At 65.9% G+C, this 12,773-nt stretch carries 9 protein-coding genes and 1 pseudogene; 7 read left to right on the forward strand and 3 right to left on the reverse strand.

Annotated elements, in window-relative coordinates:
* The 5 genes and pseudogenes from rpsM to rplQ form a co-directional block, all read left to right on the forward strand.
* Window positions 1-205: 30S ribosomal protein S13 (rpsM, locus tag VGK32_07650; GenBank protein ID HEY3381626.1), on the forward strand; the 205-nt coding region annotated here is incomplete at its 5' end.
* A 4-nt stretch (window positions 206-209) separates the two neighbouring features.
* The gene (gene rpsK / locus VGK32_07655) at window positions 210-653 is read left to right on the forward strand and encodes a 30S ribosomal protein S11 (GenBank protein HEY3381627.1); all 444 of its coding nucleotides are present in this window, start codon (window positions 210-212) and stop codon (window positions 651-653) included.
* Window positions 654-769: 116 nt separating this feature from the next.
* Complete coding sequence (gene rpsD, locus VGK32_07660) at window positions 770-1,399, forward strand: 30S ribosomal protein S4 (protein ID HEY3381628.1); 630 nt, start codon at window positions 770-772, stop codon at window positions 1,397-1,399.
* Window positions 1,400-1,522: 123 nt separating this feature from the next.
* Window positions 1,523-2,512: a DNA-directed RNA polymerase subunit alpha gene (locus VGK32_07665; protein ID HEY3381629.1), complete on the forward strand. Its 990-nt coding sequence runs from the start codon at window positions 1,523-1,525 to the stop codon at window positions 2,510-2,512.
* A gap of 37 nt (window positions 2,513-2,549) precedes the next feature.
* Window positions 2,550-2,921: pseudogene (gene rplQ, locus VGK32_07670) on the forward strand (50S ribosomal protein L17).
* A 345-nt stretch (window positions 2,922-3,266) separates the two neighbouring features.
* On the opposite strand, the gene VGK32_07675 reads toward rplQ, so the two are convergent.
* Window positions 3,267-4,178, reverse strand: coding sequence for a proline dehydrogenase family protein (locus VGK32_07675; protein ID HEY3381630.1), 912 nt, complete (start codon window positions 4,176-4,178; stop codon window positions 3,267-3,269).
* A gap of 214 nt (window positions 4,179-4,392) precedes the next feature.
* Between VGK32_07675 and VGK32_07680 the strand changes: the two genes are divergently transcribed.
* Entirely contained in the window at window positions 4,393-6,570 is a 2,178-nt protein-coding gene (locus VGK32_07680) for an acylase (protein HEY3381631.1), read from the forward strand.
* 42 nt (window positions 6,571-6,612) lie between these two features.
* Here the strand turns inward: VGK32_07680 and VGK32_07685 are convergent, their stop codons facing one another.
* Together VGK32_07685 and fusA are read right to left on the reverse strand one after the other, a co-directional pair.
* A complete protein-coding gene (locus VGK32_07685) occupies window positions 6,613-8,919 on the reverse strand; it encodes a xanthine dehydrogenase family protein molybdopterin-binding subunit (GenBank protein ID HEY3381632.1) in 2,307 nt (768 codons plus the stop codon).
* Between the two features lie 170 nt (window positions 8,920-9,089).
* Window positions 9,090-11,180 (reverse strand): elongation factor G, encoded by a 2,091-nt coding sequence (gene fusA, locus VGK32_07690; GenBank protein ID HEY3381633.1) that lies wholly within the window; start codon window positions 11,178-11,180, stop codon window positions 9,090-9,092.
* Window positions 11,181-11,414: 234 nt separating this feature from the next.
* Between fusA and VGK32_07695 the strand changes: the two genes are divergently transcribed.
* Window positions 11,415-12,746 (forward strand): VWA domain-containing protein, encoded by a 1,332-nt coding sequence (locus tag VGK32_07695; GenBank protein HEY3381634.1) that lies wholly within the window; start codon window positions 11,415-11,417, stop codon window positions 12,744-12,746.
* Window positions 12,747-12,773: the final 27 nt, after the last annotated feature.

The following is a 12,773-nucleotide window of genomic DNA, read 5'->3' on the forward strand; positions in this document are numbered from 1 at the left end:
CCGCGTCATCGAGGACCAGGGCGGGGTCGAAGGCGACCTGCGCAAGGAAATCTCGATGAACATCAAACGGCTGATGGACATCGGGTGCTATCGGGGACTTCGCCATCGTCGAGGCCTCCCGGTCCACGGTCAGCGGACGAAGACGAACGCGCGCACGCGGAAGGGCCCGCGGCGCGGAGCGGTAGCCAGGAAGAAGACGGTGTAGCCGAATGGCCAAGACTGATCCGACCGAGGGTGCGGGACCAAAGCCGGAATCCGGCAAGAAGCCTGCGAAGAAGACGTTCAAGAAGCGTGGTGAGAAGCGCATCGTCCACCACGGTATCGCCCACATCCAGGCGTCGTTCAACAACACGGTGATCACCCTCACCGACACCGAGGGGAACGTCGTGTCGTGGTCGTCGGCCGGGGGCATCGGGTTCAAGGGATCGCGCAAGGGCACGCCGTTCGCGGCGACGCAGGCGGCGATCAACGCGGCCAACGCGGCCAAGACCTTCGGCATGCGCTCGGTGGAAGTGCGTGTCAAGGGACCTGGCGCCGGCCGCGAGTCGGCCATCCGCGCGCTGCAGACCGTCGGTATCGAGGTGAAGCTGATCCGCGACGTCACTCCGATTCCGCACAACGGCTGCCGTCCGCCCAAGCGGCGACGGGTCTAACGGGGACTGGGAGTCAGGATTCACTCCTCGACACGGCTCGGGGTGACCCTGAGCGAAGTCGAAGGGTCAGGAGTCAGGAGTCGGGAGTCGTCCCGAGTCCTGGAGGAATACCGAGAATGGCCAGATACAGTGGTCCGGTGTGTCGCCTGTGCCGGCGTGAAGGCATGAAGCTGTTCCTCAAGGGGGAGCGGTGCTACACGGAGAAGTGCGCCATCGAGAAGCGCAACTTCCCCCCGGGACAGCACGGCAAGCGGCGCGCGCAGAAGCTGGCCGGCTACGGCCTCCAGCTCCGCGAGAAGCAGCGCGTCAAGCGGATCTACGGCGTGCTCGAGGATCAGTTCCGCCTGTACTTCGAGTCGGCCGAGCGGCAGCGCGGGATCACCGGCGAGGTGCTCCTCCAGTTGCTGGAGCGGCGGCTCGACAACGTGGTCTACAGGCTCGGCCTGGCGACCTCGCGGCCGCAGGCGCGCGAACTGGTCCGTCACGGCCACTTCGCCGTCAACGGCAAGAAGGTCGACATCCCATCGTTCCTGGTCAAGGCCGGAGACACGGTCATCGTCAAGGCGCGCAGCCAGAAGAACGTCGGGATCCAGCACGCCATGGAAGAAGTGAAGGGCCGCGGGATCCCCGAGTGGCTGCAGCTCGCGCCCGAGAAGTTCGAGGGGCGGATCGTGTCGCTGCCCACCAGGGCCCAGATCAACCTGCCCATTCAGGAGCAGTTGATCGTCGAGCTCTACTCGAAGTAGCGGACGGTCGGCCGAGCCCGTGTCGGCCGGGATGCGATAGGCTATGGGCAGGCGGCGACCAACGCCTTCCTGTCCGATCATGTAGCTGAAACGCGGCCGTAGGTGCAAGAAAGGACTGACTCGATGCTGTGGAAAGGTTTCCAGCGCCCCAAGCGCCTGGAGTTCGATCGCGAGACGCTGACTGATCGGTTTGGCCGGTTCCACGCCCAGCCATTCGAGCGCGGGTTCGGCACCACCATCGGTAACGCGATGCGACGCGTGCTCCTGTCCTCGATCGAAGGCGCGGCGGTCACCGCCGTCCGGATCGAAGGCGTGCTGCACGAGTTCTCGCCCATTCCCGGTGTGGTCGAGGATGCGACCGACATCATCCTCAACCTCAAGCAAATCCCCCTCAAGCTGCACACGGATCAGACCAAGACCCTGTACATCAAGGTCGACAAGGCGGGCGAGGTCAAGGCGAAGGACATCGTCGCCGACGGCGACGTCGAGATCCTCGAGCCCGACGGCCACATCGCCACTGTGTCCGAGGGCGGTACGCTCCTGATGGAGATGCGGCTCAAACGCGGGCGCGGCTACGTGGCCGCGGACCGCAACTTCGACGACGACCTCGGCATCGGCTGGATTCCGGTCGACTCGGTCCACTCACCGGTGAAGAAGGTGAACTACCTCGTCGAAGCGGCCCGTCTCGGACAGACGACCGATTACGAGAAGCTGACGCTCGACGTCTGGACCAACGGGGCCATCACGCCCCGCGACGCCGTGTCGAACGCGGCGAAGCTGGTGCGCGAGCACCTGAACATCTTCATCAACGTCGAGGACACCGCCGACCAGGCGCAGGACGCACCGGCCGAGGCGCCCCACAGCGCCGTATCGAACGAGAACCTCGACAAGAGCGTCGAGGAGCTCGAACTCTCGGTGCGCTCGTACAACTGCCTCAAGAACGCGAACATCAGGACGATCCGCGAACTCGTGCAGAAGACCGAAGCCGAAATGCTCAAGACCAAGAACTTCGGCCGCAAGTCGCTCAACGAGATCAAGGAAATCCTGCAGACGATGGGTTTGAGCCTCGGCATGCGCCTCGACCAGCCGGCGCCGCAGGGGCAGACGGAATAGAGACGCGATCGACAGCGTCGTGTACTGAGGATCATCAATGCGTCACCGAGTAGCTCACCGTAAGCTTGGACGGGTCACCGAGCACCGCATCGCGCTCCTCCGCAACCAGGCGGAAGCGCTCCTGCGCTACGGCCATATCGAGACGACCGTGCCGAAGGCCAAGGAACTGCGCCCCTTCGTCGAGCGCCTGATCACGATCGCCAAGCGCGGCATCGCCGACGGCAGCAGCCTGAAGGTGCTGAACGCGCGCCGCGAGGTGCTCGTGGACATCCAGGACCGCGACGTGGTGGCCAGGCTGTTCACCGACATCGCGCCGTTGTACGCGTCGCGCCCGGGCGGCTACACCCGGCTCCTGCGCGTCGGATTCCGGCAGGGCGACGCGGCCGAGATGGCCCTGGTCGAGCTGCTCGGGTTCGAGTACGACCCGAAGGCGAAGGCCGAGAAGGACGCCAAGGAAGACGCGAAGCCGAAGCCGAAGTCGGTGGGCGGGCGCCTGAAGGCGGCGGCCGACCGGTTGCGCGGCAAGCGCAAGGCCGAAGAGGCCGAGGGCGACGTCGCGGCCAAGGAAACCAAGAGCCAGGCGCGCGCCGCGGCCCGCAAGGGATCGAGCGGCGGCCGGCGTGGTCCGAGCGGCAGCAAGTAGAGACCATCCCGGCGCGGGTCTGCCGACCGGCGGACCAACGACAGTCGGACGAAGGGCCGCGTGGCACGACCGCGCGGCCCTTCGTACGTACGCCGCAGGCCGAGTGACCCGTCACGGCTGGGACATCGATTTCCTGAACAGATTCTTCATCACGTACGCCCCCATCATCGGGTTGGCCGCCATCCGTCGCTTGCAGTACGCAATGGCGTACTTCCACTCTTCCGCGAACGGGACGTAGAGGCGCACGACGCGACCGTCGTTCACGATCTGCGCCTGGATGCCGGCCCGCGGCACACCCAGCAGCATCTGGAACTCGTACGTGTCTCTCGGGCATCCACGCCTGTCGAGATAATCGAGGCAGCGGTGGATGAGCGGTTCGTCGTGCGTGGCGATCTCCGGGAAGTGGCCCTTGTCGAGCAGGAGCTGCACGTACTCGAACAACTTCTCCTTCATCGCCGGCTTGTCGGTGTACGCGATGGCCTTCGGCTCCTTGTAGATGCCGATGCAGATGCGCACCTTGCAGGGCTTGGTGTGCAGCGCCAGGATGTCGTCCTTCGTCCTGAACAGGCGTGACTGCAGCACGGTGCCGACGTTGTCGAAGTCGCTGCGGAGGGCCTTGAACAGGCGCAGGGTGACGTCCGTGAAGTCGTGGTCCTCCATGTCGACCGTGATCTGGAGGTGGTGGGACGCCGCATAGGCCACCACCCTTCGGATGTTCTCCAGGCAATACGCCTCGCTCTCGTGGATGCCCAACTGCGTGGGCTTGAGCGAGATGCTCGTGTAGCTCCGGCCGTTGAGCTGATCGATCATCCGAAAGTACAGCGCCACGGTGGCTTCGACGTCCTCGCGCTCGAAGACCTCCTCACCGAGCAGATCGACGGTTGCATGCAGCTTGTGCGCGTGCCACATCTCGTCCGCCTTGCGAACCCCGCTCTCCACGCCCTTGCCTGCCACGTACGGCGCCGCGAAGATCCTGACGATTGGCGCCGGCGCCAGATCGACGATTGCCCGCTTGATGTCCACACGCTCTCCCTTGCCATGCACGATGGCGGCGCCCAGGTCTGGCCGCGCGCCCCGGACGCGATGCTTCCATCTTAGCGCGTGAGTGCCGGCGACGGAACGTCCGGCGCGATGCGTCGTCGACGGTCGATCCCGCCGTGATGTGGCACAATGCACCTGTTCGATTCTCGCCGATGCCGGCCAGGGGCCGCGCGACAACGATCGGCCAGGGGGATTCATGAAGAGACTCGCGCTCATTCTCGCAGTCGTCTGTGCCGCACTCACGCTGCAGGCCCAGGCCGCTCCGGACGACGAGGTCGGTGCCTGGGAACGACGGGCACAGAACATCAGTATCATCCGCGACACCTGGGGCATTCCGCACATCTATGGGAAGACGGACGCCGACACGGTGTTCGGCGCCGTGTACGCGCAGGCCGAAGACGATTTCAACCGGGTCGAGACGAACTACCTCAATGCGATGGGGCGCCTGGCCGAAGCCGAAGGGGAGTCGGCTATCTACCGGGACCTTCGCATGAAACTCTTCATCGATCCCGACGCGCTCAAGGTCCAGTATCAGGCCAGCCCGGCGTGGCTGAAAGCCCTGATGGACGCGTACGCGGACGGCCTGAACTACTACCTCTACACGCACCCCGCGGTGAAGCCGCGGGCAATCAAGCGGTTCGAGCCCTGGATGGCATTGAGCTTCACCGAGGGCAGCATCGGCGGCGACATCGAGCGGGTCAATGTGGCTCAACTCGAGGCGTTCTACGGAGGCGGCCCGAAGCCCGGCGCGGCGACGGAAGAGGAGACCGAGTACGCGGAACCATCGGGGTCGAACGGCATTGCGATCGCGCCATCGAACACGGCCGACCGCCACGCGCTGCTGCTGATCAACCCGCACACATCGTTCTTCTTCCGCGCCGAACTGCAGATGGTCAGCGACGAAGGGCTGAACGCCTACGGGGCGGTCACATGGGGCCAGTTCTTCGTGTACCAGGGGTTCAACGAGCGCGCGGGCTGGATGCACACGACGAGCGCGGTTGACGACATGGACGAGTACCTCGAAACGGTGGCGAAGCGGGGCGACGCGTGGTACTACCGCTACGGATCCGAGGAGCGTCCGATCCGGGCCCAGACCATCGTCGTGCCCTACGCCACGGCCAACGGCATGGCCCGAAAAGAATTCACGGTCTATCGGACCCACCACGGTCCAATCGTCCGGGAGTCCGGCGGCAAGTGGGTGAGCGTCAAGCTGATGCAGGAGCCCCTGAAGGCCCTCATGCAGTCCTACCGCCGGACGAAGGCGAGAACCTACAAGGCGTTCCGGGACACGATGGAACTGCACACCAACTCGTCGAACAACACGATCTACGCCGACGCCGACGGAACCATCGCCTACTTCCACGGCAACTTCATCCCGAAGCGCGACCCCAGGTTCGACTGGACACACCCGGTGGACGGCAGTGACCCGGCAACCGAGTGGCGCGGGTTGCTCTCGATCGACGAGGCGCCGCACCTGCTCAACCCGGCGAGCGGCTGGCTCTACAACACCAACAACTGGCCGTGGACCGCGGCCGGTTCGAGCAGTCCGAAAAGGGCAGACTACCCCCTGTACGTGGACAGCGGCAGCGAGAACCCGCGCGGCACCCATGCGATCCGGGTCTTGAAGGACAAGACGGACTTCACGCTCGATTCGCTGATTGCGGCGGCATACGATAGCCAGCTTCCGGCGTTCCAGGAGCAGATTCCTGCGCTGCTGAAGGCCTGGGACCGCCTGCCGGCCGAACACGCATTGAAGACGAAGGTTGCGGAGCCAATCGCGCTCTTGCGATCCTGGGACCTCCGGTGGTCGGCGGACTCGGTTCCGACGACTCTGGCGGTCTATTGGGGAGAGGAGATTGCGCGTCGGGTGGGTGGCGAGGCCCGCAAGGCTGGCGTGTCGACGGAAGCCTACATCGTGACCAACACCACGTCCGAGCAGTTGATCGAGGCCCTGTCGGCGACCACCGACAGGTTGGCGACCGACTTCGGGACCTGGAAGACCCCCTGGGGTGATGTCAACCGCTACCAGCGCCTGACCGGCGACATCGTTCAGCCCTTCAACGACTCTGCACCCAGCGTCGCCGTGGGCTTCACCTCGTCGCGATGGGGCTCGCTGGCGGCGTTCGGCGCGCGGGTCTACACGGGCACGAAGAAGATGTACGGCACCTCCGGGAACAGCTTCGTGGCCGTTGTGGAATTCGGCGAACGCGTCCGGGCCAGGGCCGTGACAGCCGGGGGCGAGAGCGGTGACCCCACGTCGCCACACTTCAACGACCAGGCCACGCGGTACGCCACCGGCAACCTGAGGGAGGTCTACTTCTATCGCCCGCAGCTCGAGGGGCACATAGAGAGGCAGTACAGGCCGGGGCGGTAGACTGGACGAAAGGTGCTGGAGGTGCCACGGCTGCTGGAGGTGCTACGGGTGCCTCCCACCCGTCACCATCCGCATCGGGTTCATCGGCGTATCGGTCAGGCGCACGCCGGTGGCGTTGAAGATTGCATTTGCGATGGCCGCCGCAGTCGGGATCGTGGCCGGCTCGCCGAGGCCCTTCGCGCCCACCGTGTTGCACTCGGTGTCGTGCGGATCGATCGGGAGGCACGTCATGTCCGCGGGCACATCCATCGCGGTTGGCAGCTTGTAGTCGTGCAGGTTCGCGGTCAGCACCTGACCCGTCTGCGCGTCCATCACCCGCTGCTCGGTCAACCCGAACCCCAGCCCCATCGTCATGCCGCCGAAGACCTGGTTCTCGTAGGTCAGCAGGTTCATCGGGCGGCCGCTGTCGTGCGCGGCCAGCAGGCGAAGCACGCGGACTTCGCCCGTTCGCGTGTTCACCTCGACCTCGGCAAACTGCGCACCGAAGGGAAGCGCGACCTTTCCGGCCGGATGCGGGTGGCGCGTCCCAACGGCGACAATCGCCTGCTGCTGCTGGAGGGCCTTCAGGTCGCCGAGTGGGAGTTTCGTCTCGGGGTGACCGGAACGCGTGATCGCGCCGTCCGACAAGGACAACTCCGCCTGGGGTGCCTTCAACTGATCCGCGGCCATCTGCAGGATCTGTCGTCGGAGTTCGACAGCTGCCTGGCGAACGGCGGGGGCGTTGACGAGAACCGTCTGGCTGCCGCCCGATCCGACGGCGTACGGCGAGGTGCCGGAGTCGGCATGTTCGATCCGGATTCGCTCGAGCGGAATGCCGAGTTCCTCCGACGCCACCATCGCCATCACCGTCTTCGTCCCGGTGCCGATGTCCACGGCGCCGAAGTTGAGCGTCAAGCTGCCGTCCGCGGAGAGCCGTGCGATGGCGGTCGACACCGGCTCGCCAGGATAACCCCACATGCACGCGGCCACACCAACCCCGCGGCGGAGCGTGCCCGACGGGCGCGGCCGCTTCCGCGCCTCCGCCCAGCCGAATGCCTGCGCGCCTTCCGACAGGCAGCGCGACAGGCCATTCGACGTGTACGGCACGTTCTTGTATGGCTGCAGGCCGGTCGCCGTGTTCTTCAGACGGAACCCGACGGGGTCGATGACGAGGCGGTCGGCAAGCGCGTCCATCATCTGTTCCAGCGCCCACGCGGATTGCGGGAAACCCGGCGCACGGAACGCCCGCTCCTGTCCGGCATTCACGTAGACCGCCAGGTCCTCCGTCTTGACGTTCGGACACAGATAGAGGGACTGCGCGAGAAAGCTGGCGTCGGCCCAGCTCGCGTACGCGCCGACCACGCCACGGTTCACCATCTGGATCGCGGTCAGCGTGCCGTCCTTCGTCACGCCCGCCTTGATCGTCATCGTGTTGGCAGGTCGGTTGCCCACGCAGGTGAACGTGTCCTCGCGCGGGACGACGACCTTCACGGGCCGTCCGGTCCTGCGCGCGAGCAGCGCAGCCAGCACGGTGTGCTTGTTCAGCCCCAGCTTGCTGCCGAAGCCCCCGCCCATGTAGTGGCTGATGACGCGGACACGGTTGAGCGGAAGGTGCAGCACCTTGGCGAGAGCGCGCTGGACGTCGAACACGCTCTGGGTGGTATCCCACACGGTGAGTTGGCCGCCCTCCCACTGCGCCACCGATCCGTACGTCTCCATGGGAGAGTGGATTTCCACGCTCGTCCGGTAGGTGTCTTCCAGGACGATGTCCGCCTCGGCGAACCCCTTGGCGACGTCGCCACGCCCGTACGTCGACGGCGGCCTCACCGCATTGCCGCCCTCGTGCACGAGTGGCGCCCCAGGCTTCAGGGCCTCGTCCATGTCCACGACGAAGGGGCGGACGTCGTACTGCACCGTGATGGCGCGGAGCGCGTCGAACGCCTGGTACGGGGTCTCGGCCGCCACTGCGGCCACCTCTTCGCCCGCATAGCGGCAGTGCGGATCGAGCAGCCGGCTTTGGGCGCCCTTGTCCGCCTCGTCGTACCAGGGGATGCCGGCGTCCTCCTGGTCCGGGGTGATGACCGCGTGGACGCCGCGCACGTTCAGCGCCGCCGAAGCGTCCACGCTCTTCACCATCGCATGCCCGTGCGGGCAGCGAAGGATGGCGGCGTGCAGCATGCCGGGCAGGCTGACATCGAGCGTGAATTCCGCAGACCCGCTGGCGCGGGCGTAGGCATCGATGCGCGGCTGTCTGGTTCCGACGATCCTCGTCTTCTCCCAGGGCGGGAGCGGAAGCCCCGCCTGCTCCTGCGCGGGTGCCGGCGGCTGCGGGTCGTGGTCGCGGTACGGGTTCGAGCTGTCGTGAGCCATCTCTCCCCTCCGGTGCGCCAATCTTACAGTTTGCCGCCCCCCTTCCGCCAGTTACGTACAAAGAAACGGGCCGCGAGATCGTCACAATCTCCCGGCCCGGCCGTCCACGTCGACTGACGCGTCACCTCGACTGACGTTCGACCCCGACTGACACGGATCCCCGACTATCCCTATTCTTCCTCTTCCGCCGCCTCGCCCTTCTCGGCCTTGTAGGCAGCGATGATCTTCGACTGGATGTGGCTCGGCACGTCCTCGTAGTGCGAGTACTCCATGTGATACGAGCCGCGGCCGCCGGTTGCCGACGTGAGTTGCTGCTCGTAGGTCAGCATCTCCGACATCGGAACCTGCGCCTTGATGACCGTCATGCCGCCGCGCGTGTCCATGCCTGCGATGCGACCGCGCCGCCCGTTGAGATCGCCCATCAGGTCGCCGGCGAAGTCGGACGGCGCGTAGACCTCGACGTTCATGATCGGCTCGAGGATCGTCGGCCGGCAGCGCGTCATGGCGTCCTTGAACGCGAGTCGGCCGGCCATCTTGAACGAGAGTTCGTTCGAGTCCACGTCGTGGTACTTCCCGTCCACGAGCGTGACCTTGAAGTCGACGACCGGGTAGCCCGCCAGGTAGCCGCGCAACCGGGTCTCCTGGATGCCCTTCTCGACCGCCGGCCTGAACGTCTGCGGAATGGCGCCGCCGAAGATGTCGTCCACGAACTGGAAGTCGCTGCCGCGGGGCAGCGGCTCCATTCGGATGCTGCAGTCGCCGAACTGACCGTGTCCGCCCGTCTGCTTCTTGTGGCGGCCGTGCGCGTCGGTCGCCGCGGTGATCGTCTCACGATACGGGATCTTCGGTGGCTTGAGGTTCACTTCGACGCCGAACCGCCGCTTCATCTTCGCGACCGTGACCTCGATGTGGAGCTGGCCCTGGCCCGACAGCAGCAGTTCCTTCGTCTGCGGATCGCGGCTCGAGCGGATCGTCGGATCCTCCTCCTGCAACCGCTGCAGCGCGCCGCTGATCTTGTCCTCGTCGCCGCGGCTCTTCGGCTCGACGGCGTACGACAACACCGGTTCGGGGAACTTCATCGGCTTGAACGCGACGCCGCCCTTGTCGGCGAGCGTGTCGTTGGTCACCGTCTCCTTGAGCTTCGCGACCGCGCCGATGTCGCCCGCCTTGATCTCGGGCACGTCGGCCTGCGTCTTGCCCTGCAGCAGTACGAGGTGGCCGAGGCGCTCGGTCGTCTCCTTCGTCAGGTTGTGGACCGTGCTGTCGGCCTTGAGCGATCCGCTCATCACCCGGAACATCGTGATCCGGCCGGCGAACGGGTCGGCGACGGTTTTCCAGACGAACGCGGCGTACGGGCCGGATTCGGACGCGGTGACGCTGACTTCCTCGCCACCTCTCGTGCCCTTCACGGCGCGCTCGGACGGCGCGGGCACGTAGGCGATGACGGCGTCGAGCAGTGGCTGCACGCCGACGTTCAGGATGGAGGAGGTGCAGAACAGCGGGAAGATACGGCGTCCGAGCACTGCGCTCCGCAGGCCGCCGACCAATTCTTCCTGCGTCAGCGTGCCGGCCTCGAAGAACTTCTCCATCAGCTTGTCGTCAGCCTCGGCCACCATCTCGATGAGCGCGTCGCGCGCCGCCTGCGCGTCACCCTCGAGAGCCGCCGGGACCGCTTCTTCCTTGAACTTGCCGCTGCCGTCCGTGTCGTAGACGTAGGCCTTCATGCCGACGAGATCGACCACGCCCTTGAACGACTTCTCCTCGCCAATCGGCATCTGCACCGGGATGATCGTGCGGCCGAATGCAGCCTGCAGCGAGTCGAGCGTCCGGCTCAGGCTCGCGCGCTCACGGTCGAGCCGATTGACGACGACCAGACGGGGCAGTTCGAATTCCTCGGCTGCTTCCCAGACCTTCTCGGTCTGCACCTCGACGCCCGACACGGCATCGACGACCAGCAGCGCGGCGTCGCACACACGCATCGCGGCCAGCGTGTCGCTGAGGAAGTTGCCGAACCCAGGCGTGTCGATCAGGTTGATCTTGTGCTTGTTCCATTCGGCGTAGGCCTGGCTGGCGGCGAGCGTGTGCTTGCGCGCGACTTCTTCTTCGTCGAAGTCCGTCAGCGTCGTCCCGTCGTCAACCTTGCCGAACCGGTTCATCATGCCGGTGTCGAACAGGACGGCCGCGGCGAGTTGCGTTTTGCCGGCGCCCGAGTGGCCGGCGAGTGTGACGTTACGAATGGTGGCGGCGTCATAGACCTTCATAGACGGGAATCCTCCTGCTCCGGCGCGAGGGGCATAAACCCCAATCATATCAGGGGATCAGGAGTCGGGACGATTTTTCAGGGATGCTGACAAAACCGTCAGACGGCACCAAATTCTCCAGGAAAGTCAGTCCGGCCGCGACCGGTCACATTACGGCTGTTTCGGGAATACGAGGGGGTACAATCAAGTCCTGGCATCGCCTTTCACAATGCGTTTCGTGAGAAGGGAGAACGTGTGCGCCACGCGAGCCGGCTTCTCTTCGGTCTACTGCTCGTCGGGCTTGCTTCCGTCGTTGCCGACCGTGCCTTGTATGCGATCGGGCCGGACCAAGCTGCGCAGACGCAGGCTCCCTCGTTCCGGAGCGGTACGACGCTCGTCCAGGTGGACGTGATCGTGCGAGGGCGTGGGCGCCACTTCGTGACCGACCTCCGCAAGGCGGACTTCCAGGTCCTGGAGGACGGCGTGCCGCAGCGGATCGACCAGTTCTACCTGGTCGCCGACCAGGAGATGGATGCCGAGTTCCCGTGGACCCAGGATTCCCCAAAGGACGGCGCCAAGGCGGAGCCCGTGCCGGTCTCGTCACCCGAGCAACGGGTCTTCGTGCTGGCCTTCGATCAACCGCACCTCGCCTTCGGGAACGGACGCCGCGCCAGGGAGGCGGCGTTGACGTTCTTGCGCGGCCAACTGCGGCCGGGCGACCTGGCGGGTGTGGTGGTGGGCAACCGCATGACGAACCGGCGTCTCACCAGTGATCGATCCGAGCTGGTCTCCGCGGTGAACGGCGTCGAGATGAACCCCGATGCGATGGCGTTGTACTCGGAGTACTTCCGGGAATGGCCTCGCTTCCGCGACCTCGCCGAGTTGTGGGACGTCTGGCGTGGCGACGCGTCGATCAAGCAGGGGGTGGTGGCCCGCGCGTTGTCCGAGGGCGGCCTGGCCTCGAGCCAGGACCTCGGGAAGGCGGCGGACGTGGTCACGACGACGGGCGACAACGAGGCCAGGGAGGCGACCGACCAGCGTGTGAGCGCCAAGGCGCAGCGGGGTGTGGACGAGTTCCGCCGCGCGACGAATGAGACGATCACGATGCTGAGCACGTTGACCCGGGGGTTGGCGCGAATGCCGGGACGCAAGACCGTCATCCTCCTCTCGGACGGGTTCGTCGTCGAAGAGGCCTGGGCGCCGCTGCGGGACGTGGAGGCGGCTGCGGCACGGGCGGACGTCCGCATCTATGCGATCGACACGCGAGGGCTGAACAACGAGACGCTCGACGGGGACATCGTCACGAAGACCCAGCCGGAGGCGATCGGCACCATGCGCTCGCCCGACATCGCGTACGACGGATTGGCCGAGCTGACGACCGCAACCGGCGGGTACGCCGTCATGCGCCGGAACGACATGGCCGACGTGCTGTCGGACATCGATCGCGACACGAGCAGCTACTACGTGATCGGGTACCGGCCGACCCAGTCCACGGCCGACGGGAAGTTCCGGAAGATCGAGGTGAAGGTGGCCCGCAAGGGCGTCGAGGTTCGCGCGCGCAAGGGATACGTGGCGGGTTATCAATAGGCAGCCAGGCGGACAGGCGGAGAGGCG

Source organism: Vicinamibacterales bacterium (assembly GCA_036504215.1).
Lineage (GTDB): Bacteria > Acidobacteriota > Vicinamibacteria > Vicinamibacterales > Fen-181 > FEN-299.

Bases quoted from the DNA above. Each gene is read 5' to 3' on its own strand.
- rpsD (HEY3381628.1), top strand. From the start codon at position 770: ATGGCCAGATACAGTGGTCCGGTGTGTCGCCTGTGCCGGCGTGAAGGC.
- VGK32_07665 (HEY3381629.1), top strand. From the start codon at position 1,523: ATGCTGTGGAAAGGTTTCCAGCGCCCCAAGCGCCTGGAGTTCGATCGC.
- fusA (HEY3381633.1), bottom strand. From the start codon at position 11,180: ATGAAGGTCTATGACGCCGCCACCATTCGTAACGTCACACTCGCCGGC.
- VGK32_07685 (HEY3381632.1), bottom strand. From the start codon at position 8,919: ATGGCTCACGACAGCTCGAACCCGTACCGCGACCACGACCCGCAGCCG.
- VGK32_07680 (HEY3381631.1), top strand. From the start codon at position 4,393: ATGAAGAGACTCGCGCTCATTCTCGCAGTCGTCTGTGCCGCACTCACG.
- rpsK (HEY3381627.1), top strand. From the start codon at position 210: ATGGCCAAGACTGATCCGACCGAGGGTGCGGGACCAAAGCCGGAATCC.